The 25,029-nt window shown below is 56.7% G+C and carries 14 protein-coding genes; 1 reads left to right on the top strand and 13 read right to left on the bottom strand.

From position 1 onward, the window contains the following. Positions 1 to 33 precede the first annotated feature (33 nt). Positions 34 to 2,520, bottom strand: a complete 2,487-nt coding sequence (locus CEE69_RS02285) for a hypothetical protein (RefSeq protein ID WP_099259015.1) — start codon at positions 2,518 to 2,520, stop codon at positions 34 to 36. A 142-nt stretch (positions 2,521 to 2,662) separates the two neighbouring features. Beyond that, positions 2,663 to 4,822, bottom strand: a complete 2,160-nt coding sequence (locus CEE69_RS02280) for a M13 family metallopeptidase (RefSeq protein WP_099259229.1) — start codon at positions 4,820 to 4,822, stop codon at positions 2,663 to 2,665. A gap of 197 nt (positions 4,823 to 5,019) precedes the next feature. On the opposite strand from CEE69_RS02280, the gene CEE69_RS02275 reads away from it, so the two are divergent. Then, a complete protein-coding gene (locus tag CEE69_RS02275; RefSeq protein WP_099259013.1) occupies positions 5,020 to 6,372 on the top strand; it encodes a Gfo/Idh/MocA family protein in 1,353 nt (450 codons plus the stop codon). A 187-nt stretch (positions 6,373 to 6,559) separates the two neighbouring features. Here the strand turns inward: CEE69_RS02275 and CEE69_RS02270 are convergent, their stop codons facing one another. From CEE69_RS02270 to CEE69_RS02215, 11 genes are all read right to left on the bottom strand, one after another. Continuing rightward, on the bottom strand, positions 6,560 to 7,717 hold the full coding sequence (locus CEE69_RS02270; RefSeq protein ID WP_099259228.1) for a hypothetical protein: 1,158 nt from the start codon (positions 7,715 to 7,717) through the stop codon (positions 6,560 to 6,562). Between the two features lie 739 nt (positions 7,718 to 8,456). Beyond that, complete coding sequence (locus CEE69_RS02260) at positions 8,457 to 9,923, bottom strand: serine/threonine-protein kinase (protein WP_099259011.1); 1,467 nt, start codon at positions 9,921 to 9,923, stop codon at positions 8,457 to 8,459. Continuing rightward, positions 9,920 to 10,501 carry a sigma-70 family RNA polymerase sigma factor gene (locus CEE69_RS02255; protein ID WP_099259009.1) on the bottom strand — a complete coding sequence of 194 codons (582 nt, stop codon included), beginning with the start codon at positions 10,499 to 10,501 and terminating at the stop codon, positions 9,920 to 9,922. The genes CEE69_RS02260 and CEE69_RS02255 overlap by 4 nt, the downstream gene beginning before the upstream one ends. 145 nt (positions 10,502 to 10,646) lie before the next feature. Then, positions 10,647 to 13,544, bottom strand: a complete 2,898-nt coding sequence (locus CEE69_RS02250; RefSeq protein WP_390179954.1) for a TlpA family protein disulfide reductase — start codon at positions 13,542 to 13,544, stop codon at positions 10,647 to 10,649. Positions 13,545 to 13,759: 215 nt separating this feature from the next. Beyond that, entirely contained in the window at positions 13,760 to 14,785 is a 1,026-nt protein-coding gene (locus CEE69_RS02245) for a prenyltransferase/squalene oxidase repeat-containing protein (RefSeq protein WP_099259226.1), read from the bottom strand. Between the two features lie 47 nt (positions 14,786 to 14,832). Then, a complete protein-coding gene (locus CEE69_RS02240) occupies positions 14,833 to 15,417 on the bottom strand; it encodes a hypothetical protein (protein WP_233214523.1) in 585 nt (194 codons plus the stop codon). 212 nt (positions 15,418 to 15,629) lie between these two features. Then, positions 15,630 to 16,397 (bottom strand): hypothetical protein, encoded by a 768-nt coding sequence (locus CEE69_RS02235; protein ID WP_099259005.1) that lies wholly within the window; start codon positions 16,395 to 16,397, stop codon positions 15,630 to 15,632. Further along, positions 16,397 to 19,681, bottom strand: a complete 3,285-nt coding sequence (locus tag CEE69_RS02230; RefSeq protein WP_099259003.1) for a hypothetical protein — start codon at positions 19,679 to 19,681, stop codon at positions 16,397 to 16,399. The genes CEE69_RS02235 and CEE69_RS02230 overlap by 1 nt, the downstream gene beginning before the upstream one ends. Then, positions 19,678 to 21,942 (bottom strand): DUF1355 domain-containing protein, encoded by a 2,265-nt coding sequence (locus CEE69_RS02225; RefSeq protein ID WP_008664776.1) that lies wholly within the window; start codon positions 21,940 to 21,942, stop codon positions 19,678 to 19,680. Before CEE69_RS02225 ends, CEE69_RS02230 begins: the two co-directional genes overlap by 4 nt. Continuing rightward, a complete protein-coding gene (locus tag CEE69_RS02220; protein WP_099259001.1) occupies positions 21,939 to 23,999 on the bottom strand; it encodes a BatA domain-containing protein in 2,061 nt (686 codons plus the stop codon). Before CEE69_RS02220 ends, CEE69_RS02225 begins: the two co-directional genes overlap by 4 nt. Next, positions 23,996 to 24,907 carry a DUF58 domain-containing protein gene (locus CEE69_RS02215; RefSeq protein WP_099258999.1) on the bottom strand — a complete coding sequence of 304 codons (912 nt, stop codon included), beginning with the start codon at positions 24,905 to 24,907 and terminating at the stop codon, positions 23,996 to 23,998. The genes CEE69_RS02220 and CEE69_RS02215 overlap by 4 nt, the downstream gene beginning before the upstream one ends. Between the last annotated feature and the right edge of the window lie 122 nt (positions 24,908 to 25,029).

The raw sequence follows: 25,029 nt of genomic DNA, 5'->3' as shown, positions 1-25,029 counted from the left end.
GCGTTAGGAGTCGGCGGGATGCCGATTTCTGATTTAGCGATCTTCGCCCAGTTTGATCTCGAAACCAGTTCGCTCATTCACGGTCTCAAAGAATCCGCGAACGATGTTGGTCGCTCCGTCGTCGCCCATGAGCTGAGCCATGAACCGCTGTTGCGGTTGGCTGAATTGCTCACGCAATTGCTCGATCTCAGGTTGGAACTCGGTGGGTTGAACCACATAGTAAACCGACTGAGGTGCGTTAGGCGTGACTTTGACGTTGCCGACTTCGGTGGTGAAAACCGATTGCATGAAATCGCTTCCGACCGAATTCAGTTCGGGAACGTTGCCCAGCGAAGTTTGCATCATGCCGACCATGTTGAGCCAGCTGAACGGACCCAATCCGGTGTGGATGTTGGCTTCTTTGCCTTCCGGGACAACTTCGGTCAGCTCTTTGCCTTGGCCGACCAATTCTGCGATGTCTTCAGCAGCTTTCTTTGCCAAGCTACGAGCTTCTTGGGTGCGGATCGCCATGATGACTTCGTCGCGAACTTCGTCCAATTCGGGCGTGTAAGCTTCGATGTCTTCGGTCTTCCACGAGATGTATGTCTTTGCGTTTTCCAAGTCGACCGAACGTTGGGGCGAGAACTCGGGCTGAGATGGAATGCTCGATCCATCTTGCATCGCGGCGCCAAACATCATCGCGTAGTAGGGAGCACCACGACGTTGGAGTGATTGGCCCAAACCGTAGGACTCACCAATGGGATCTTCACTGATCGAGATGCGATTGACCAAGCCAGTTGTGTTGTAGCCCAGGCCATTTTCTTCAGCGATGGCTTTCAGGTCCGGACGTTCAGGGGCGTCGCTTTCGTCTGAAACGCCCACGGCAACGTTGCCTTCGTGAACGGCCATTTCGCTGAAGTAGTCTCGCATCAAACCATACATCTTGGTGATGGTCTGGTCGAACTGATTGCGGGCGGTCTCGGAAACCATTTCGGTCGCGATTTGGTCACGGACGTCATCAAACGGTTGTGGTTTGGTCTCGGCGGGTTCATCGTCGAGATCCAACCCGTCGCCCAGTTCCATTTCGTCGTTGCCGGCCTCTTCAGTTGTTTCAGCAGCGTCGTCTTCGGCAGTGTCTGCTTCGTCAGCATCATCTTCCTGCAATGCGACCAGTTGAACGGCTTCGTCACGCGAGCGAATCATCGAACTGTCTTCGGTCGCTGGTTCGCCGGCGTCCTCAGCGGCTTCTTCCGCTGAAGTTTCTTCAGCTGGTGTTTCCTCGGAAGGGCTTTCTTCAGCGGGTGTTTCGCTGGTTTCTTCGCTAGCAGGTTCGGTTTCCGTTTCCGTTTCGGTGGTTTCCTCCGTCATCTCTTCCGCGGCAGGTTCTTCGGTTTCTGCTTCGGGAGTTTCTTCCTCGGCGGCTTTTCGCTCTGCCGCAGCGGCGGTTTCGGCTTCCATCGCTTCGAGTTCCGCGGTGGCTTCCTCGGCCTCTTCGACGGGCAATTGAAAATCACCGCCGGCCAATCGACGCTCGTATTCAACGCGGATTTGTTCTTCGCTCAGTTTTGCTTTTTCGCGTTCAACAAAATCGTTCAAATCTGCGACGAGATACTCGATTTTGGCCGAGTCAGGGCGGCGGAATTTCGGCTCAGGGTCTTGGTCGTCGGGGTAGGCCAGCAAATCTTTGCCAGCTTCGTAAACTTCGGTGATTTGCGACTGAGAGGGCGAATCATCGGTTTGATCAATGTATTCTTCGACCAAAACACCGTAGGCGTTGATGGTTGCCGATTGATTGGTTTTCAAAAAGTTACGCCATTGAGCAAGCGGCGTTGAAACGGGCATGCGACCGTTCATCAGCCCGACCATGGCACTTCGTTGGTACAGATCGGCGAGCAAATGCATCCGCAACTGCTCGTACAGTTGGATCGGGCCCATTTGGTTCTTCGTGAATTGCATCAGCATCGAACTGATTTCGTTGTCGCTGAGCAATCCATCGGTGTAACGGCTGAGCCAGTTTCGGACGGATGTATCGTCCAGTTGGAAGCCAGCTTTTTTGGCTTCGCTGTAGAATCGCATCGAGTTGATGGTGGCTTCTTCGCTCGGATTGGCGTCGATGCCGATCGATTGGATCTGGCCAGATTCCTGGTCGAATTGGAAACCCGGAACCTGTGGAACGCCACCGCGACGCATTGTTTCTTGGCCCAAATCGCTCAAGAAACCCACAACGGCACGGTGTTGCTGGGTCGTGCGAGCGACGCGGCTTTGCGTGAGCGTGATCCCGTCATACTCGGCTGCGACGGGGTCTGAATTGCCTCCGCCTCCGCGCCGCAAGTAAGTGTCCAGCGCAGGCAAGACGACGAACGCGAACAATGCCAACAAAGTCAACAAGACCATCAGTGGCTTAAGGTTGCGTCGAAAAATCTCGAACGGGCTGCTGCTCATCGTTGGGTCCAAAAAACAAAATGGTTGCAATTCAAACCGCAGAGGGTATCCCCACGGGAATTTACTGGTCAAGGTGAGTTGAATCGAGAGCTCACCCATGGGGCAAGCACCCCGCGGCAAATCGGAGGCCGATTGCCCAAAAGGATTGTTAAGATGGGCGGACGAAGCAGAATGGCTGGTTCGTCGCCCGTTTGCGGCGGCTCACAAAGATCATTCGCGAGCCAACCGCGGGGCAATTGCCCTACCAGATCCGAATGCGTTCTTCCGGAGCGATGAACAACGGATCGGTTTCGTCGATCCGGAAGGCTTCGTACCAAGCGTCCATGTTTCGGACGATTCCGTTGACTCGGTATTCGCTGGGACTGTGCGGGTCCGTGATCAAACGTTTCCGCAATTCTGGTTCGCGATACAGCCGACGCCAAATCTGAGCCCAACCGAGGAAGAATCGTTGATCGCCGGTCAAATTGTCGATGACCTTGGCCGATTCGCCCTCGAGTGACAGACGATAGGCCTCGTAGGCGACGCTCAAGCCACCCAGGTCGCCGATGTTTTCGCCCAGTGTCAGCTCGCCGTTGACGTTCATATCTTCGAACGGTTTGAAGTCGCTGTACTGGTTGACCAAGCCCGAAGCTCGCTTTTCAAATTCTTCGCGATCGGTTGGTGTCCACCAATTCACAAGGTTTCCGTCTCCGTCGTACTTGCTGCCCTTGTCATCAAAGCCGTGAGAAAGCTCGTGGCCGATGACCGCGCCGATCCCGCCGTAGTTGACCGCGTCGTCGGCGGCCAAGTTGAAAAATGGCGGTTGCAGGATGGCGGCCGGGAAAACGATCTCGTTCATCGTTGGGTTGTAGTAAGCATTGATCGTTTGCGGCGTCATGTGCCATTCGTTGCGATCAATCGGTCCACCCAACTTGGCGAGTTGACGTTCCGTTTCAAAAATCGACGCGGCGATCAAATTGGTCGCGGGTGACTCGTCGGTGATTTCGAGTTTGGTGTAGTCCTTCCATTCATCGGGATATCCGATCTTGGTGTGGAACTTGCCAAGCTTCGTGAGAGCTTGTTTCTTGGTGCCTTCGCTCATCCATTCGCGAGACTCGATGCGTTCGGCAAAGGCTCGTTTGAGGTTTTCGACCAATTCGTTCATGCGACGCTTGGCTTCGGGAGCGAAGTGTTTCTCGACGTACAATTGGCCGACAACTTCACCCAGCACGCTGCCGGTCAAATCAACCGCGCGTTTCCACATTGGTTGTTGTTCGTCGATTCCCGAGATGGTTTTGTCGTGGAATTCGAAGTGGCGTTTTTCCAGGTCTTCGGTCAACACGGACGCGTAGGCGTCGATGGAGTGGAATTGGAAGTAAGCCTTCCACGCCTTGAGATCGTGATCAGCGAAGACTTCGGTCAGCGATTTCAAGTAGCTCGGCTGCCGCACGACAAAGGCGTCTTGCTCGGTCAGGCCAATCGCCTTGGTCATCGCGGGAACATTGAAGCCTTCGATGGTCTTGTCGACTTCACCGAGCGTGAGTTTGTTGTAGGTCTTTTCTGGATCGCGATTTTCGGTCTTGGTCCACTGGTTCTTTGCGAGTGCTGTTTCGATGGCGACGACTTGCTCAGCCAATTCATCGGCTGATTCAACCGAAAGGGCGACCAACATGTCTTTGACGTAGACCTGCAACGCTTCGCGAGCGGAAACGTATTGCGGGTCGTCTTCGAGGTAGTAATCTCGGTCGGGCAGCGACAAACCGGACTGCGATAGGTACACCGTGTAGGTGTCGCTGGCCTTGGCATCGACGCTGACGTAAGCACCAAAGGGAGCGTCCACACCCAAACGAGACAATCGGCCGATCGTGCTGCCCAGGTCGTCTTTGGATGCCAGTCCGTCGACGACATCCAGAACAGGTTGAATGGGTTTTAGCCCAAGTGAATTGCGTTTCTCAAGATCCAACACGCTGCGGTAAAGGTCGCCGACCTTCTGTGCTGGCGTTCCCTTTTCGGCTTTCTCCTCAGCCGATTTCTCGATCAACGATCGGACTTGGGAACGAGTGGCATCATCCAGAACCGTGAAGATTCCGTAGTTGGATTTGTCCGACGGGATCGGCGTGTTCTCCAGCCATTCTTCATTGGCGTGCAGATAGAAATTTTCGCCGGGTTCCACGGTTGCACTGAACAACGATTGATCGATGCCGGAAACCTTGGAGGCCGACTTTGTGGCGGCCTTGCTGGGTGCTTCCGCTGAGACCGCGGATGGCAGCATGAGGGGCACCAGGGTGGTAAGACCAGCCAGGGCGATTCCGATGCGGCATTGGAGGCGATTGCCGCGGCAGAATCGGGTTGTGGATGGTTGAGGCAAACGAGTGGTCACGAGCAATCCTTTTGTCGAAACGAGTCGATTGAAGGGAATCAATTTGAGGGAGCAAAGTGGGCGGGCAACGACCCATACGATTCCGGGAAAATGCCGGTTCGTGAGGTGCAGCACCCGGGGCATCGTCCCACAAATCCGGGTTGGTGTCAGGTGCCGAAATGCGACACTCACGCGTCTCGGCCGGGTAAGATGTCGGACCCGCCCGCGCTCCCGCCTTTCGTCCCCACTGCGAGGAAATTATGCCAAAATCCCGCCCCACTCCCGAGTCACAATCGGTCTCGCGTCGTCGATTTCAAAAAACTGCCGCGACGACGTTTGTGCTGTCCGCCGGAACGGCTTTGTCGCGTGCTCGAGCAGCAGGGGCCAACGACCGCGTCGGTCTGGGGTTCATCGGTGTCGCTAATCGCGGCAGCCAATTGATGAAAGCATTCGCCGAACACGAGGATTGCCAGCCCGTCGCCGTGTGCGACGTGGATTCCAATGCTTTGGCGGTGGCTGCGAAAAAGGCCGGCGAAACGGCTGGAAGCGGCGTCTATGAAACCGGCGACTACCGCGAATTGCTGGAGCGTTCTGAAGTCGATGCGGTGGTCATCGCCAGCCCTGATCATTGGCACGCGTTGCAGATGATCTCAGCTTGCCAAGCCGGCAAGGACGTCTATGTCGAGAAACCACTTTCGGCGACGATCGTCGAAGGCCGAGCCATGGTCAACGCGGCTCGAAAGTTCAACCGAGTCACGCAGGTCGGCACGCATCGCCGCAGCAGTCCGCTGTATCACGAGTTGGCCGGGCGGGTGCAGGATGATCTGTTGGGCAAAGTCTGCGTGTCACGTGCCTATCGGCTCAGCAACATGGCACCCGGCGGCATCGGCAAGCTTCCCACGTCGAAGCCACCTGCTCATTTAGACTGGGACATGTGGGTGGGGCCGCGGGCCGAGCAACCCTATCAAGACAACATTGCTCCGTACAAATTTCGTTGGTGGCAGGACTACAGTTCGCAAATGGGGAACTGGGGAGTGCATTACCTCGACGCGATTCGTTGGTGCCTGGGCGAAGAGGCACCGTCCAGCGTTTGTGCGATGGGCGGACGTTTTGGTGTCGACGATGACCGCACGATCCCGGACACGATGGAAGTGACATTCCAATTCGCATCGGGGCGATTGGCGGTCTTTGGACAATACGAAACCAGCATGAACCCAACGCTCGCGTCAGGCGAAATCGAGCTGCGTGGCACCAAGGGCACGGCGTACGTTTCTGAACGCCAGTACGAGATTCTTCCTGAACGACGCGGCCAGTTTTCGAAGCAAGAAGACTTTGCCAAACCGGAGACACGTTCGGAGGTTTCGAACAATCACGTGCTGACCGTCAATCACGCTCGCAACTTCCTGGACTGCATGGTTTCGCGCGAACGATGTCACGCCGACATTGAGATTGGTCACCGCAGCACCACGTTCTGTCACCTCGCGAATATTTCACAAACGCTGGGCAAGCGATTGGATTGGGATGCAAAGGCGGAGCAGTTCACCAACGACGAAGCCGCCAACGAGATGTTGCACTACGAGTACCGTGCCCCATGGAAGTTGCCCACGGTTTAAGGTGTCACCCACCGAATTCTTGGCGAATCCGGCTACATCGTTGCTGCGTAGGCCAGGTTCCACCTGGCGATGGTAAAACGCCAGCCCGCGATACGCTCGCGAGCGACGTTGAATCACACGTCTCGCTTTGTTCCAAAGCATCGATTGGGGTAGCCAGGTACAACCTGGCCTACGAATCCGGCTACGGTCATTTCTGGGTGTCTTGCACGCTCTTGTCGATCAATTCCAGTTGCTTTTGAACTCGTTGTTCGATGGATTTGGGGCGACTGAGTTCTTCGATGGATTCACTGATTTGTTGCAACTGCTTTTCCAGTTGCTGAATGTGCAGTTGTTTCATTCGGATCTGCTCCCTTTCAAGTTCGATGAACATCGCCTTGATCCGGTCTTTGACTTTTGATTCTGCTATGTCAGTTGCTTCGTTGTCGCTTGCTTCACTCAAACTCTTGAGCTCTTCGGCGATCTGTTGGCGTATTCTCTGAGTCTTCTCGACAACGTTTGGGATCGAAGCAAGCTTGTTTGCCGGTGGAGCGGCAAACGGATCGGCTCCCGTTCCGGCCCCAAATGGATCTGATCTCTGCGGTGAGGCAGTCTTCTTGGGCGGGGACCCGCCAAACGGGTCGACGGTGGCGGGAGCAAATGGATCGTATTTTTGAGAGGTTGGTGCGAATGGATCTTGGTTGGCGAGTTCTTTTGAAAAGAACAAGTCAATGCGGGGGCGTCGGCCGTTGGTCTCGGAGGACTCGGCTAGGTCCAACGCGATCGCGATGTGTTGTTCCATGTTGGATTTCAAGGCCGTCTGGCTTCCAACCGGGACCTGCAACCACATGCTGCTTTGGTCTTTGGGAATGCTGAAGTCACTGGGCAGGAATGTCACGCGGTTCAAACCAAATCGCAATGCTTTCAGGCGAATCTTGCGTTTCCAAGATTCGACGTCTTCTTCTTTCAAACCCTCCGGCATACGAGCGATGACATGCCGCTCGGGCTTGTCGGGGATCGAGAGTTTCATGTCCAAGTCGATCAACCCCGAGGTGGGATTGCGATATTGGATGGTGGGAGGTGTCATGCCTCCCCTTCCTCTACTGTACTCGTAGTTTGGAAAACACTTCAGGACGTCTTGGACTGTCATGAAGGGTTTGGTCTCGAAGTCATAGTCGGGACCGAGAAGGATTGTGATTTTGAGAGGGAGGCTGGAAGGTGACGGAGAGGCCATTCCTCCCATCATGCTGTCCATTCCCATGTCGCCCATCATCATGTCTCCCTGCGCCTGGAGCGATCGAGCGGGCATGGCGATACCAAGCATCAATGAGAAGACAACCGCAAACAGCAGACTCAGTCGTGTGCACATGAGAATTCTCCGAGTAGGCCAGGTCTCACCTGGCGATGGTGATGGGACTGTTTTTCGTTCTTCATGGGGCAGATCCTTTGTGGGTATCGGCCCGGTGCACCTCTCCCGAAACGAAGGATGGGGAGAGGTCGAGCGACGCCGTTCAGGCTTACGCGAGGGTGAGGGCCGGGGATGGGAGGCGGCGTGCATTGCCTGGACGGTCAACACTTGAGGGGTGACACCGTTCTGGACCGCGCAAGTTCTGTTCCACGACTTCGCCCCAACGGGGGCAGCCCTATAACAGCCCAGGGCGACGCCCTGGGTTGCGGAGGGAACAAGATTGCAAAGCCCCAACGGGGCGGTCCTAGCGTTTTTGAGGGACTCTCTGTTTGGGCCGCCCCGTTGGGGCTCGCGTTGGAGCGTTCGTAACGAAACCCCAGGCGATGCCTGGGGCTATCGTAGAGCTGCCCCTTTGGGGCGTGGGACAGAACTGCGAGGTCGTGTAGTTTTACTTCACCCTCCCTTTGGGAGGGTCGGACCGCTTCGGGCCGGGGAGGGTTACGCGCTGGATCCAATGCTGAGCCCTCCCCTCGCTTCGCTCGACCCTCCCAAGGGGAGGGTGATGAGAAACGCTTTGCAAAACAACAACTTGAAATCTGCACCGCCTCCTGCGCGGGCGGGGTTTGCTGGATGTTACGAGAACGGCATTTCAAAACTGCACGGCCTCTTCGCTCAATCCTCTGAAGCGGGGACGAAGCATTCATGGTTGCTCATTGACATCGAGGCTTTTTTGCAGCGATTCGATCTGCTTCTGGATGAGTTCCAGTTGGGAATCGATCTCGGCCAGCGAGGTGGTTTCGTTCTTTGTCGGTTCGTCCCACACCGATTCGGTGATCGGTCCCGCGAAGGCAAAATCGGGAGCGACGGGCTCGGGTTGGGACGCGGAAGGATTGCTAGCCGGTCGCGTCTTGACGACATTCGGTCGGGGCGTTCTCGATCGGTTCCAGACATTGGTGGCGATCAATGGAACGGTAACCAGAAGCAGAACCGTCAGTAAAATCGCGAGACGGATGTGGGGTCTTTTCGATGCCATCACTTCGCTCGGAAGAGGGATGCTGGGTTGTTGCACGTGGGCCAAGCAGGCTTCCAGCAAACGCTGCGTTTCTTCGGCGCTGCTGACTCGATTTCTTGCGTCCTTGCGAAGCAATTGATCGACCAAGTGGTCCATCCAAACCGGAACGCTCGCTTGGCTTTCCCGCATCGGACGATGAGGATGATCTGTGATCCGGCGCAGAATTCCGTAACTGGTTTCCGAACGAAAGGGCGGGCGTCCCGCGGCCATCGCGTACAGAACACATCCCAGTGCAAACAGATCGCTGCGAGCATCGACCGATTCACCACGGGCTTGTTCAGGTGACATGTACTGCGGCGTTCCCGCGATCACACCGGAGCGTGTGACGGTCACATCATCGGCGGCCCGGGCCAGACCAAAGTCGGTCAACATCGTTCGGTCGACGGCAGGTTCGATCAGGATGTTGGCGGGCTTCACGTCGCGATGCACCAATCCTTGCCGGTGGGCGGCGGCAAGCGCCGCGGCGACTTGGATACCGATTCGCAGCACATCGGTGATCGGCAGCGGACCCTCGGTGTCGATTCGTTGTTGCAGTGTCCGGCAAGCCACATACGGCATGACCAAGTAGGGCAGGGTGGCCGATTCACTGACGGACAAAATCGGCATCACATTGGGATGCACGATCGCCGCGGTCGCCTGTGCCTCGCGAAGAAAACGTTTGCGAGCCGTTCCGATCGAGGCCAAATGCGGCGACATGACTTTGATAGCCACCGGACGATTCAGTTCCGGTTGAAAACCCTTCAGCACAATTCCCATTCCGCCGTGCCCGATCACGGATTGGACTTCGAACTCACCGAGTTTGCCAATCGCATCGGGCTGATCGGTTGGCTGCAGAAACGATACCGCGAAATCGGCCAACCAAGCCGTTTCGCTGGGTGCGGCCAACTTGGGTGTGTCGAGCGCGAGGCTGCCCGACATGGTTTCACGCCGGAGTGATTCGCGAATCGCGTGGGAGGACTCAGCGAATTGTTCGATTCTGGTTTGGCAAAGCTCGCATTCATCGAGGTGGGAGGTGACGTCTTCGTCCGTCTTTGCATCGGCGTGTTCGTCGAGCACCAATCGCAAGACATCGTCGCTGGGGTGCCAAGCGTTCACTGCATCACCTCGTCGAGAACCAATCGAATGCGACGCAAAATGCGGGAACGGGACATGTAAATGCTACCCGCGGAAACGTTCAGTTCTCCGGCGATCTCAGCGACCGGTCGGCCTTCGATCATCGTGCCCCAAAACGCTTGCCAGCTTGTCGGGGCAAATTCGGAGCGGACTTTCTCGGCGGCCCAAACAATCAATTCATGTTGGTACTGATCCTCCAACGCGGGATCATCGATGGCGGGCTGTTGGTCGAGTTGCAACAGTGCGTCTGTGCCGCCCAGGCCAGTGATTTGTTTCCGCTGGCGAGCCATGTACTTGATGACGACGTTGCGGGAGACCTGGTGGACCCAACGCCGGAACGAGGCTTCTTTGCCGTCGTCAGAGAACCCATCAATGCTGCGTGCGATCGAGATCAGGACTTGCTGCGTGACGTCGGCGACGTGCGACGGGGGCGTTCCATGCCGAGCGACCAGGTGCTTGAGAAACGGTTCGTAGGTTTCCACAAACGACCACCAAGCCGATTGGTCTGCCGCACCGCCCAATCGAACGATCAAGCTCGGTCGTGTTTCGGGAGAATGCATGGCTGGGGACCGCCGAAAAGAAAAGCTGCACCTGCTCCGTCACGTGGCTCCTTTTCGAGCGGCGCTGTGAACGAAACGTGTCGTCTAAGAAGAACAGTCCTCCACCGAGCGAGAATCTCACGCCTGTCGAAAAGTTTTTTTAGATTCAGTTTTGTTTCGCGGGTTCACCCAGCGTTTCACGAATGGCGTCGGCCAATTGTTCGCCCAGCTTCGATCCGCCGCCGACGAAGACTCGCGTCACGGTGCCTTCTGCGTCGATCACGACCGTCTGAGGAATCGCGTTGGCTTGGTAGCGTCCTGCCGCGACACCGTCGATGTCCAGCACGACTTCGGGGCTGACTCCGATTCGGTCGAGTGTGTTGCGGACGTCGTCGGCACTTTCTTGCAAATTGACCGCGACCAATCTGACTTGCTCGGGATCAAACTCGGCAACCGCATCTTCGATCACCGGCATGGCTTGCATGCACGGACCGCACCAGGTGGCCCAGAAATCCAAAACCAGCGTTCGACCAGTTTGATCGGCGATGCGGAACGGTTCGCCATCCAAGGTTTTGAGTTTGAAGTCAGGAGCTTTCTGGCCAACCAGCGGGGATCGTGTGCCCGCCATCGAATCGTCGCCACCGCCCGAGTCACCGATGATGGGTTCGGGAGCATTCACCAGTTGCCAAATCGCGTGCGGATCATCGGGGTTATCGAGATCGTCGCGTTTGCCGAGATACAGTTCCTCGCAGTTCGCAAGTGGCAGACGAATCGGGCCGAGGAAAAAGTTTTCGCCAATCATCGTTTGATTGATAACGCTCTCGGGAACCAATGACAATCGATTGCCATCGAGAAGCTTGCCTTGCACCGTCAATTTGTCCGAATCGACGTCTGCTTTCTTGTTTCCAAGTTCTTCGTCTGCCTCCTCGCCGGTTGCTTTGGTTGACTCATCCGTGTCGATCGGCGGTTTCAACCAGATGATCTTTGAGATGACTTTTCGAGGGATCGTGATGGTTTCTAGACGTGATTCGACCTCGGCGTTTTCTTTGGTGAGTGACACCAGTCGACAACGCATCATGTCGCCATTGTCAGCGATCAAGAGGTGGGTTGGTGGGCTGTTTTTTCGATTGCGAGGAACGGTGAGCAAACGTTCGCGTTCTTGCGTGTCGATGACCGGTTCGCTCCCGATCGAACTCAGATGAATCGCACGGATCTGTTCTCTCGGTAGCTTTGTTTTCTGAGTCATCCCGGATTCAAAGGTGACTTCATTTTCGTCAATGGAAATCACTCTGCCCGGGATGACTTCGCCGGTTTTCAGATAGATTGGTCTTCCCGCAATCGCCTTCGCGTTCTCTTTAGGGTCGAAGACTTTGCTGAACACGTTCCAGATGCCAGGCTTTTTTGCTTGCTGGACGGGTGCGCGTCGGACGGCGGCGCGTTGCAGATTGTTTTGCTTTTGGGCTGCCTGTCGAATCTTTTGCAGCCTCTCGATGCGAAGTTCGGTCGCGGATTTGGTGGTTTCCACTTTGGGACGCAGTGTCAGTTTTCCTTCGATGTTGGGACGCATGACAACTGGTGCTGCGCCCGATGTTTCGAACCGGAGTGCCGTTGGCTGACTGTCCGGTTCAGCATCGAGCAAACGCCCGTGAAGCCGTGTGCCGTCCAGTTCCAATCGCATCAGTCCCCGTTGCGACGGCACCAACGGTTGCGATGACTGGAAGTCGATCGTGTCGATGCTAGAAGTTGGGATCGCAACTTTGGTTTGTGTCGCCGCTGCAACGACATGCAAGGACTGATCGTCGATTCGTTCCAAACGGCCACTCAGACGCATCCCATCAAAGGTTCTGATTTGCAACTGATCGATGGTGGATAGCTCTTCGGGAGGATTTTTCGAGGCGGCGTGGAGGAAGTCCATGACCATGATTTGGTCGGCTGCGACGAGACGTTCTTCTTCGCCAACTGAAAACAGCCATTGGTCTTCTTTGATCCCCATCCAGCTTCCTTGAAACGACTCACCGTCGCTCAGGTGCACCGAAACGCCGACGCCGGATTCGTCGGGCGTTTCGTCTGACGTCTGGGATGCTTTGGTGGGCGTCCCTGGCTTGGAGGAGAGATCCGTCGCGTGTAGGACTTGCAAGGAACGAATCCGCAGGACGCCGTCGATGTTGCGAAAGTAGATGCCGGTTTGAGCGACGCGTGGCGTTTTGATTGGCAGTGTGTACTGCGTCAGTGTTTCGCCACGCATCGACTCGATCATCACGCGTCGTTTGACCTGATCGATCTTGAGGGTCACCTGCAGTCGATTGCCAAGGTCTTTGAGTTTCGCGATGGATTCGACACCAGCCAGCGAACCGTCTTCCCAAACGGCAACGATGTCATCATCCCAAACCTCAATGTGAAACGCGTCGGCCCAAGTGTGTTCCGCCGAATCAGGATCGACACCAACTGCGATCACAAAGTTGGGTTTTCCTTCCCAAGCGATGTCCAATTCGATGCTGGCCAATTTCGGGAGTTGCAAATCTCGGAAAATGGTGGCCATCGCGGCGCTGGTTTCGAGCGTGCCCGTCGAATCGGTCCAGCTCTCAAACTGACCGTTCGATTCCCAGTCATCACGTGGGCCGGGACCTTGGAAGACAACGGCGCGACTGTCATCCCAGCGAAAGATCTGGCGAACCATGGCGAGCGGAAGTTTCGACGTTTCTCCGCCGGCGAGTGAAACCGTCAACGGATCGCCCATTTTGACGATGTTGCCGAACAGGCGGTCGCCGTTGAGCAGTTCCAGTGCGAACTGCCCTTGGGTGGCGTTGATTTCCGATGGCGGTGGAAAAGTGGCCGAGGCCAAGGAACCAAACGGAAACGAAAACGGTGTTGCGAATTCAGCGTTTTGCCAATTCACGATGGCCGGGGTTTCTTCCTCGCTGATCCGCGACGCCGCGAAATGGCCTTGCACATGGTCGCCATTGTTCAGCCTCAGGATTCCTGAGAAATCATTCGCGAACAATGGAGGGGGGCACAACGCCCGGTTCAGGAAACCAAAGACGCCCACTAGCAAGATCAGGGACACCCTCGCCGCGGTGGAAGTCCTTCGGTGCCTTGGGGAGAGACGGTCCGCTTCGGGCCGGGGAGTGCGATTGCTGAGTTCAGGCTCGACCCTCCCCTCGCTTCGCTCGACCCTCCCAGCGGGAGGGTGAAGGGTGAAGGCGCCGATGTTTGCAAGGTCTGAACACCGGATGAGCTTGGCGAATGGTCGTTTCATGCGATCGTGATTTTCCAAAATTTTCATCGTTCGTAGATCGGCAGGAAACGGAAGTTGAGCGCCATCGCTAGCAGTGACAAAGAGGTTTCAACGGTGGGGCCAAAGTTGCCTGAAAAGCTGCCGTCCTCGTTTTGGCTGGCCTTGAGCTGACGGATCAAATCCTTGTTCCATTTTTCCCAGGCGTCGACATCGCCCTGGAACAACGCTTGGGCTTGGTAGTAGTTTCCGTAGCTCTTGTAGGAACCGCCGGAAGTATCCATCTGATTGGTCAGTGCGGTGAGGGTGGCTTTGAATTCGGGCATGTCTTTTCGACGCGACACGGCATAGACCAAACAGCCAATTGAAATTCGAGGCGTTGAATTGTCGAACCCTCCCAGTCCGGCGTAGGCGACTTGTCCGGACGAGCTGGTCATGGATTTGAAGTAAGCCACGCCGCGATCGATCGCTTCGTCGGGGACTTTAACGCCAGCATTCCGAGCCGCCAGCAATCCGACCATGACAGCGCCACTGACGGAGGTGTCGGCGTCTTTGGCATCGGCGCCATATCGCCAGCCTCCGTAAGAGTTCTTCTTCTGTGAGGTCACTGCTCCTCGAACGGCGAGTTCCAAGGCTTCACCCAATGACCGGTCCAACTTCTTGCCGCCGGTGGTGAGCAGGCGTTCGTTGACCACACCGTAGGCTTCCGCGAGAGCCAAGGTCGCGAAACCGTGGTTGTACATGCTGGCGTGACCGCCGGGACCGCTGTTGCCACCCAGGATGCCCGAGTTGGGATCTTGCGAGTTGACGATGCTGATCAAGCCGCGGCGAATGTTGCTGCTGTAGATGCCGTAGTTGGGGTCTTCCCCCGAAGCCAGGAACGTCATCACGGCCATGCCGGTCACGCCAGGCCCACCGTAAGAACCTTCGGACCAATTGCCCGATTCGCTTTGAGATTTCGCGAGATACTGAATGCCCTTTTCGTATATCTCACGCACGTCACGCGGCACCACATCGCCGAGTTGTGCCGTTGGGAATTGGGCGCTGGCCTGCGGTGAAAACAGCGTTCCGATCGCAAACGCAATCAGCAAGATTGAAGATGTCTTCGCTCTTCTATTTTTCACTGAATCAGTCCTTCTTTTTTGAGCCTTGGCAGAGCTCCCTGGGCGTTTTTTGCAAGATTCTCAATGACTTTTGTTTGCTCACGGTCAAGAATGGACGTGGCTTCCTCCTCTTGCGATTCAGCGATCCATTTAATGAAAACAGTTTGATAAAAGCTGACATGAAGTTTTCCTGAGGGTGTTTTCTGGATCTGTTCGATCCTCTTTTTTAAGTGACCCTGCAGTTGACGCTGCTGCTTCGCCGTCAACGCCATGCTGCGCCCAAGGGTGGCAAGAAATAAATTGGCCTGGGCGCTGAACAGAGCTCGGAATTGTTCGATCTCTCGTTCTTCCAGCTCCGTTGCTTGCTCTTCGGTCATCACGTAGCGGGTGACTTTCTGAACAAGTGACCCATCACCGAAGATTCCTTGAGTGAGTTCTTGCTGAAGCGGGGAGGCCAGTTGGTAAGCTTCGTTGATGTTTCGATTGTCGTTGTCCTGTTCCATGTTGAGGAACGTCTCACGAGCTTTATTCACACGATCAAAGAACCGCTTGATGTCACCATGTCCGGCCAGACGCAGGGCGTCTTTTTGACCTTCCGTCAATGGAGTGGATTGTTCGATGCGGACGAACCGGAGTTCGATCTCTTTTTTCAGAGCCGAGCGACACCGAGCTTCATCTCGGCCATGCCGTTGGAAGATCCAACTGTCAAACTGAGCCAGGTCGATCTGGTTCTGGGCGACGCACTGATTGGGGGCCATTCCTCCAAGTGTTCCAAGTAGAATGGCGATGAATAAAGCGACCCATCCGAACGGTTTCATGGCAGCCACTCCTTCACCAAAAAACGCTCTGAGTTTTGACCGATCATGACGCCCATGCTGACCTGTTGCAGGGAAGACCACGCTGCCTGTTGGTCGGTTGTTAAGACTTTTCGCAGCAAGTTGCTTGGGATGATCGGCAGAAAGTTTGGGTTGTTGACATAGTTGTTGATCCACTCGACGTCGAGTTCAGTCCAATCGTCGAGGAAAGCGGTTCGAAGCTTCCGTTGCTGGACTTTGGTGAGAATCAATTTCGAGTTCAACAAGGCGACGAGGTAGTCTGCGGCTGCCTCACTTTCGATGCGGTCTCGTTGCGATGATTCTTGTTTGTACTTTTGAAACTGCTTTTCGGTTACGAGCAATGGAAGGAAGTCCATGGTGTCTTTCCGAACTCGACGGATTGGATTCGACTTCAGGGTTTCACCGTTCACTCCGTGGAAGCGCAAACGTGGGCTCTGAGCCATGTTTTGCAGCCTCAGATCTCCCATCTCGTTGAATGCTTCTTGTGCCGATTCGATGATGGCTTTCATCTGTTCGTCGGTCGGCTCGCAAACCCGATGAACGAATGACAGTTCCGCGTTCACTAGCGGGCGAAGACACTCGATCGGTTTGGGGTTCTTTTCGACCGCTTTCAGTTGGCCTCCCGCGAATCGATTGAGTGCATTGAAATCCTGGACCGCCTGCACTCTTCGTTCCTGCGATGAGACCGGGCGACCCATCAACGTAAGCAGACCAAACAACAGAAAGATCCCGCAGCGGATGACCATCAGGTTCCTCCCAATCGGCTGAAGTATTGATCCAGTCCGCGGCGGAATTCTTCGGGGAGTTCCGCGCCGGTCTCGCCGGTCGATTGGGTGACGTTTTTGTTCTCACGCACCTCCTTTTCGTTCTTGCTTTTTCCAAGCAATGCCAAAGCGGAATCAGCACTGTTGCCACCGCCTGATCCGCCACCCGGTGAACTGCCGCCGCCTCCGCCGCCTTTGGGATTGATGCGTTTGGATCGCAGGATCAACTCAATCGCTTCGGTCTCGGCTGCGATGGCTTGCGAGCCCGTGTTGGGTTGCTTCAAGATCGAAGTCGCGTCGGTCATCACAGCATCGACTTGCGCCAGCATCTTGAGCTCTTTCCCGAAGTGCTTGCTCGCGTCCGGCAATTCGCGGATGCGTTCAATCACGTCCACAACGCGTTCGTTGATCTCCGTTTGAGTCTTGGCCAGCGTCTCGGCCGTGGCCTTGTGGTCTTTGGCGTCAACGGCCGCTTTGGCTTGTTCGGCCACGCGAGTTTCGTCACGCAGGTTGACTTCGGATTCCAGGATTTGCATCACGTCGCGAACGATCGATGGCGGCAGACTTTCCGGCGACTTGCCGCCGGGGCAACTGCCGTTGCAAGCGGGATCGACCAGATTTTCAGCCCAACGATCCAGCGAGTCCGACCAGAACTCACACTGTGCGACGGACATGCCTTGTTGGTCTTTGATTGCCGCGGAAAGTTGTCGCAGTCCACCGATCACATCACTGGATTTCATCTCGTCCAAGGTGACTTTGAACTGAGCGAAGCGTCGTCGTTCAAAGTAGGCCTCCATGTCGTCCATGATGTAGGAGATCTGTTCGGTGCTTTCATCCTCGGCGGTTTGAAGTTCCGTGAAGACCTCCTTGACTTCGTCGTCGATGCGCGGGGCACTTTGTCCGAACGCGGGTTCGAGGTGATTGGTCAGTTGCTTGGCGACCAAGTTCTGTTTGCGAGAGGCAGCCTTCAGTCGTTTGACCAACGTGCTGCCTTCTAGGTTTGCCAAGATCAGATTCAGTTCGTCAGCGATTTTGTCGAATTCGTCGAGCAGTTCCTTTTGCTCGGTGATCGCTTGGGCCATCTTCAGCGGCTCATCCTTCTTCGGTTTGTCATCCGAAGGTTGGCTCTTGCCCATCACGGTGGTCGTTGGCAAACGCAGCGCAGGGTTGCTGGGTTTCTTTGGTCCGCCGGGCGAACCTTTGCCTTCGTCGGGTGAGTTGGCGGAGGATTCCATGTCGACCAACTGCGGTGCCGCACGTGGTTTGGGGCCAGGGTGCTTGGACATTTCAGATCCGGGGCCCGGGCCGCCCGCACGGCTTTGACCGGCTTTGGGGCCGCCGGGACTTTTGGGGCCAGGTTTGGATGCAATCTTGGGTGCTTCCTGTGCCGCGTCGTCCAGCAGATTCGCGACGCTGGGCATCCGATTGTCGGAGAGGTCCTGAAGGACTTGCAGCATCTCCGCCCAACTCTCCAGGTGGCCAACTCCGATTTCGGGGTTCTTGGATGCCGCCAAAACCAATTGGTCGCCCATCTGTCCGAGCCGTTCCAATCGACGACCGTTGGACCGTTCCGCGGCGGCTTGGCGTTCGATGTCGCGTTGGTGCTGATCCATTTCCACTTCGTCGGCGGACAACGCTCGAAGTTGCTTGTTCTTCTCGTGGAGTTGTCGTTCCCGGTCGCGAACATCGAGGGCTTGCCGGTGCCATTTGCTCAATTGTTCGGTCATCCAGATCGCATGTTGGTCCGGGGTAAGGACGTACAACAAAAACGGAGGTGACAACACACGAGCACGCTCGGGCAGGTAATCCTCCGCCCAAACTTGCAGTTCGATTGGTTGAGCGGGAATCCCCAGCGACTTGGCCGAGAACGTTCCCATCGCTTCCAAACTGCTGGCCGATGGGTCGCCTGCCGCGAGAGCTCGTTCGCCTTCGGCCGGTTCTTCGACTGCTCCGACGTCCATGCCTTTCCACTGGATGCCAACGCGGCGGATGCCGAAGTCGTCGTTGGCACGGACCTGGAAGGTCAAGGTTTCTGAATCCAACACGACCGCTTGGCGTTCCAGACCATCGCAGATCAGCGTGGGGGCCTCGTCGTCAATCGCTTCGATCGACAACGTGAACGGTTCGCGTCCCGTCAGACCCATCTGGTCACGCCATTGGAACTGCAGCGTTTCCGTTTCGACGGCTTGCACGGGATCACTGGCCAATTGCGGTCCATCGACCGGACGCGATTGTTCGTTGACTTTGCCGTCGGCCAATTCGCGATTGGCGATCGCGGTCACAACAGCTTGGCTTCCGCGAACGACGGTCAAAGAGCCGCCTCGCGTGTCGATTTGTTTGGGTTCGGGTTGGCCGAGGTATTCGGGCAAGTTCACGTCCGCGACAATCTTGGAAAGCTCGGGACGCAAAGTGGGTTTCAGCTTCACCGACTGCTTCACGTCGCCAACGGTGAGCGACATTGGATGTTCGCTGAGTTGAGGCGGCACCGCAAAGGCGTACTGCCCGTCGCGGAGGGTGGCTTGGATTGGTTTTTGTTGACCGATGTGCAGTTCGGCGGACTCAGGTTGCCAGCGTGAATCCTCACTCAATGCAACCGGCAGGACCACGGGTTCGCCGTGTGGGATGTAGACGTCGTTTGCCAACGCGTCGATTCGGGTGAACGTGTACCGTGGCGTGGAACCCCAAGGTGCCAACAACCGAGTCATCGCGTTGCCCGTTGCGGCGGGGTAGGTCACCGCCAAGGCTCCAATGGCCAGCACCGTTGCGGCGGCCAAACCGGTCCAGGCTTTGTACCAGGAGTTCGGTGCCGCGCCGCGGAAGTCTTTGCCCGCCGCGTCGTCGGCGACTTGCGTCATCGCGGCTTGGCAAAGCTCGGGCGAGCGGGCTTGTTCGGACGCGTTGTGAGTCAGCTCGATCACGCCCAACAATCGGTCGCCGATCGAGGGCATCTTTTGGCTCAGCAATTTGGCCAGCGGCTCGAGGGCTTGGTGCTTGTAGACCCATTTGTAGATCGCCCAGGGCACGATGGTCACCAAAGCGAATCCGCCGATCCAGAGCAGGCCTCGCAGAATCGCCGGCGTGTCGGTGAAGCGGTCCATGCCGTAGACGAGCAGGAACGCCAGTCCGATCCCCGCGACCACGATCGCGACGGCTTCGGTCAGTTTGATTTGCCAAACTCGCCTCCGGTAAGCCAGCAATTGCTGCTTGAGCGAATCGGGAATGCGCAGATTTGTTTGCGCGGGTGAATGGTTGTCTGCAATCTTCATATCAATCCGACTCCCTTGCGACCGATCCAAAACAATGCCAACAGAGCGATGAATCCACCGACGATTGCCGGGTGACTCCAAAGTGCGATGCGACGAATCGAAGGCGGACGATCGGGCATGGCGGACAGCCACGCGATCACGTCTTCCACTCGATCGACGGTGAAGACTTGCCCATTGGTGACGCGAGCGATCTCTTGCATCACGTCGGGGCGAGCCGGTTTTCCAATTTGTTCCAAGGCGACTCCCTGAGCAAACACCGTGGTCTGCAATGAGTCACCGGTTTGTTTGCAAAACAAAGTCAACTTGTGTTCGCCGGGTTCTTCCGGTGTGAAGCGGCCTGCGAACGCACCCCAGGCTTCGCCCGAGGATTGCAATTGAATCGTTTGCGAACGACCCGACGGAGCCACAATTTGCAGCGTCACGTCACCACCGGAGAGCGGTTCGCCACTGGCTTCCATCACGTTTGCGTTGACGCTGACCGTTTGGCGGACTTGCGGTTGTTCGGGTGAGTAATACAGCCGCATCGTTTCGCCTTGGGCCATGTTCCGGCGATACGCCATCCAGCGAACAACTTGGCCCCAGAACCGATAGTGGTACAAATCCTCGACGCCTTTTCGCCAACGCCAAGCACCGTCGGTTCCCATGAACAGGACCTTGCCCGCTCCATACGTTCGCGTGACCAGCAGCGGCAGACGGCCGAATCGGTTGCTGACCTCTTGGTGAACGAGCAACGTTTCCGACCCCGGTTTCGCGGCCAGCACCGGGGCGTACCACTGGAAGCCAGGCAGGTTGCCCCAGACTTCCAGGTTGTCGTCGGCGGTGTCGGCGAGTTTGGTCAGCAAACTGCGACGACCCAGTTGTGTGAGTTCGAAGTGCTGTGCGGTGCGTGAACCCCAACCGCCCGGTTGGCCTTCGTCGAGCGTGACTGGCAACAGATCTTTCAGCGGTGTTTCCTGCAGGCTGAACTGGCGGCCTTCCCAACCGGGAATGAAGACGAGACCGCTGGCCTGTTGTTCGACCAAGCCGTGCAACCATTCGCATTGTTCGAGCGTCAGTTGATCGTCGTCCAAGCCCACGTCGCCGAGGAAGACGACGTCGTACTTCGATAGCTCTTCTTTGGTGTCCGGGAAGGTCGCGATGTAATCGGCGTTGCCTCCGCCGCGAGCGTCGAGGCCCGGGTGAAACAGCAAGCACGAAACCTCGACACCGGGGTCTCGCGACAAAGCGTTTCGTAGATACCGGTATTCCCAGCGAGGCACCGATTCGATCACGAGCACACGAAGTTTCTCTTCTCGGATGGAGATCGGTGCGGTGATCTCGTTGTTGTCATCGAGCAGCTCGTTGGGATGTTTGCTGATCGTCAGCGTCAGCGTTTCATCGCCGAGGTCTTCTGGTTCCCAATCGACCGAATCATTGGTGCGGCCCATCGCGGCGATGCGAATGTCCTTGGTGATCGTCTCGCCTTTCGAGGTGGTCATGGTGACCGTCGCGGCGTGGTCTCGCGGCAGCGAACTTTCGATCGAAAACGGGATCCGAACCTTCTTGCCGCCGATCGCAAACGTTGGCACATCGAAGCTGAGCAGTTCGACATCGGGCAAACGTTCTTCGCTGCCAACTGGAACGGTGAACACGGGAATGCCCATCGATCGCAGACGTCCCGCCGCACGCACGGGCGCGTCGCCTTGGTTCCAGTCACCGTCCGATGCCAGCACGACACCGAGCAAATGTTGATGCTTGCGAACCACGTCCAACAGTGGACTGGAAAGGTCGGTGCCTTTCTCTTCCGCGAACTCAGCGGTTTCACCAGGAGCGACTCCGGCGGGGTTGGAGATCGGATTGATGCGGTTGGGATTGTTCGGTTCTGGTTTGGTTTCGGCGAACGGTTCGATGACCACTTCGGCGCGTGACTCGAGTGACTTCCAAGCCTCCATTTGCGTCAGCGATGCGATTGCTTCTTCGCGGGTTTGAGGTTCGGACTGCACCACGTCCCGTGTTTGCATGCTGCCCGAATCGTCGTACAGCACCGCAACGACAGGTTTGTCATCAGGGACGTACTGTTCGACCCATTCGGGGCCGCCGAGCAAAATCGCGGCGACCACGACGACGATCAAACGCAACGCTTCCAGCAGCACGGTCGCTTTGCGGAAATGGTTTCGCCAGCACGCGAGGAAACCAAGCACGAGCGTGGCTGCGATGGCGATCACCGCGATGGCGATGGTCCACGGCGTCCAAGCAAACGAGAGCGAATGAGTTTCGATCATGCCGTGGCACCTCCGACGGATGGGGAGGCCGCTTGGGCGGATTGCCGCGGCAAACACAAGATGGCTTCACCGATCATGGCAATCAGCATCAGAATCAGAAACGCTCGCCAGACTTCGTCGACCAACGAATTGGATTCGCCCGCGGTTTGGTTGACGCGTTCCAACACCAAGCCTTGAAAGAGGTCATCGATCTGAGATTCTTTCAACGTGTCGGTGGCGTCCTCGCCTGCCGAGCGATTGATCGCGTTGTAGCGATCGCCGTCGGCGTAGACCCCTGCGGTGAAAGCATGTTCGGTGGACAGCGACTTGTCAGGGCCTTGCAGTCGTTTCCAGTTCGCCGCCAGTTCTGCATCAACGGTTCCGGCATCTAAGCGACCAGTGTTGGCGAGCGAAGCGGCACCGTCGACCAAGGCTCGCTGGATCATCACGTACAACACCACACCGTCGGACGAAAGAGTCGAATCCTTCGCGGCCGGGGTTGTCCCGCAGAAGTAAACTCCGCCGCGAGGCGTGGGGACTCGGACCAAGACGGGTTCGTCGTTGGACAACTTCGCTAGCGGAGTCGTTTCGCCAGAGAGTGCCGCGAGGCGATGTACTTTCAGCTTTCCAACCGGCAGGGAGGCTCCCGCCAATGTCTTGCCCAGCAAATCCGCTTCGCCTCGCCATGTCGCGATGGATACGTCGTCTTTCAAATCCGTCCAAGGGGAATAGGACACGCCGAACAATTCCGCCTTTGGCTTCGGATTGTCGGGAGGAAAGAAGATCACTCGACCGCCGCGGTCCAAAAATGATTCCAAGCGTTTGCGAAGCTCGGCATTGGATGCGCCGACGGGCAGCGGGGCTTGCCAAAGCAAGAGTGCGGTTTCATCCCAGGCGATCGATGGAACTTCGGCGGGCAGGAGGACCTCCGCGGAAGCGTCGATGTTTGGGTCGGGAGTGATCTCCGCCGCCAATCGCAGCACGTTGGCAACGTCTTCGTTCGAAGACACGACCACCGTTTTTCGCGGCGGTGGCTGGTCGAAGACAAAGTAGTACGTGTTGTCAGCGTTGTTGCCATCAGCAGGCAAAGACACGTGCCCGAGTCCCCGTTCCTGTTCGCGATCCAAGGGGACTCGCAAGTCAGTGAATTCGCCTGAACCAGAATCAAGTGGCAGCTCGACGATCGATTCGGCTCCATCGAGATCCATGCGGATGGATGTGTTTGCCGGTGTGTTCGATGTGTCGCCGTCTTCAGAATCGCTTTGAAGTTTGCCCGACAGCGTCAACACTCGCTCGTCGCCTTCGGTTCGCAGTGCAATGTCGTCGATGCGAATCGATCGGTTGGGCTGGTCAGTTCCCGCGACGGTCAGCAATCGGAAACGAACTCGGCGTCCGAATTGGGCCAGTGCTTCGCGAAGCGTGGGCCAACGCCCGTCTCGCGATTGCCAATCATGCTCACGAGCGTCGGAGCAAATCCAAACGTCGGTTTGACCCATCGAGTTGGCTTGGATGGTGTCCAGTGCCGCCAACATCATCGCCGGGATGTCCGCCGATGCATCGGAAGGTCCGGTCTGCGGGAGATCCAGTAATTCCTCGGGCGACGCCAGTTCTCGAGCAGGAGAAGAGTCCGATGCCGTGACCGTGTTGCTGTCGATCAGCAGGACTCGGCCGGCACCGAGTGTTTGCAGTGTTTCCGCAATTTGAGCGACGCCGGCTTCCAGTTTGGTTCGCGAATCGCCCGCTGCGTTGGCGTTCATCGAAGGCGAACGATCGAGCAACACAATCGTGTTCGCGGACGAACCTCCCGAGAGCGAGCCAACCAGTCCGCCACCAAGCGAACCGCTGGCGAGTGGTCGTCCGATGGCGATGATCAAGGCCAACAGCACCAGCGTTCGTAAAGCCAGGATGGCCCACTGTCGAATTCGAGCGTAACCGCGATTCATCCGGTTCGCGGCCAGCAGGAACATCATCGCCGCCCACTGCGTCGTTTGATAACGACGCTGGTTGATCAAGTGAATGATGATCGGCAGCAGGGCGATCGGCAGAGCGAACAGCATCCAGGGTTGAAGAAAGCTCATCGTCCCCCCTTTGCCATCGCGCGTCGGGTCAAGAAGTTCGTCAGCACTTCGGGGTACGGTTGATCGATACTGACTCGGTGATAGTCGACACCCGAGGACACCACGATTCGTTGCAGTTGATCCAGGTAGTCTTTCAAGGCATCGTGATACCGATCTGCGATCTCACTGGGTTCGGCAAAGATGGCGGTGCCGCCTTCCATGTCGAGGAAGCGAGTCGGCCGCGAAAATTCGAAGTTCAGTTCCATCGGATCGAGCAGATGGAACAGCGACAAATCGTGTTTGCGAAATCGCAAGTGTTCGAAGCAGCTTCGCAGTTGATTGGGATCAACGAAGAAGTCCGAAATCACGATCACCATCGCAGCTTGGCGAGTCGTTTCGGCGAGTTCATGCAAGACGTCGACCAGATGGGTTTCGCCTTGGCCGCGAGTTTCTTCGAGGGCATCGAAGATGGTCTTGAGGTGAGCCGGGTTGCGTCGAGGTGGCAAGTGACCGGTGATGCCATTGCTGACGCACGACAGCCCGACGGCATCGCCTTGTTGCACGGCCAAGTAACCGATCGCGGCGGCGATGCGACGGGCATACTGCAATTTGTTGAGTTCGCCGGAGCCGTATTCCATCGAACCGCTGGTGTCCAAAACCAGTTGCAAACGCAGGTTCGTGTCGGCTTCGAATTCTTTGACGTAGTAGCGATCGCTGCGACCGTGTGCTCGCCAGTCCAATCGTCTCAGGTCATCGCCGGGAACGTACTTTCGGTACTCAGCAAACTCCACGCTCGCGCCCCGCATGGGGCTGGTGTGCCGACCGGAAACATTGCCTCGCATTGGCCGGCGCGCAAACAAAGGCAACCCCGACAAGCCTGCCAAGACCTTCGGTTCCAAAAATTCGCGAGGAGTGTGTTGTTCGGACAAGGGGAGTTGGGAGTTGGGAGTTGGGAGTTGGGAGTTGGGAGTTGGGAGTTGGGTGTTGGGAGTTGGGTGTTGGGAGTTGGGTGTTGGGTGTTGGGTGTTGGGTGTTGGGTGTTGGGTGTTGG

Source organism: Rhodopirellula bahusiensis (assembly GCF_002727185.1).
Taxonomy (GTDB): domain Bacteria; phylum Planctomycetota; class Planctomycetia; order Pirellulales; family Pirellulaceae; genus Rhodopirellula; species Rhodopirellula bahusiensis.
The sequence above is the reverse complement of the archived record's forward strand: the minus strand, read 5'-3'. Positions and strand labels throughout refer to the sequence as shown.

Excerpts from the sequence above, each read along its gene's own strand:
- CEE69_RS02255 (WP_099259009.1), bottom strand. The coding sequence starts at position 10,501 with ATGCATTCTCCCGAAACACGACCGAGCTTGATCGTTCGATTGGGCGGT.
- CEE69_RS02270 (WP_099259228.1), bottom strand. The coding sequence starts at position 7,717 with ATGTGCACACGACTGAGTCTGCTGTTTGCGGTTGTCTTCTCATTGATG.
- CEE69_RS02275 (WP_099259013.1), top strand. The coding sequence starts at position 5,020 with ATGCCAAAATCCCGCCCCACTCCCGAGTCACAATCGGTCTCGCGTCGT.
- CEE69_RS02285 (WP_099259015.1), bottom strand. The coding sequence starts at position 2,520 with ATGGGTGAGCTCTCGATTCAACTCACCTTGACCAGTAAATTCCCGTGG.
- CEE69_RS02235 (WP_099259005.1), bottom strand. The coding sequence starts at position 16,397 with ATGGTCATCCGCTGCGGGATCTTTCTGTTGTTTGGTCTGCTTACGTTG.
- CEE69_RS02225 (WP_008664776.1), bottom strand. The coding sequence starts at position 21,942 with ATGATCGAAACTCATTCGCTCTCGTTTGCTTGGACGCCGTGGACCATC.
- CEE69_RS02220 (WP_099259001.1), bottom strand. The coding sequence starts at position 23,999 with ATGAGCTTTCTTCAACCCTGGATGCTGTTCGCTCTGCCGATCGCCCTG.
- CEE69_RS02230 (WP_099259003.1), bottom strand. The coding sequence starts at position 19,681 with ATGAAGATTGCAGACAACCATTCACCCGCGCAAACAAATCTGCGCATT.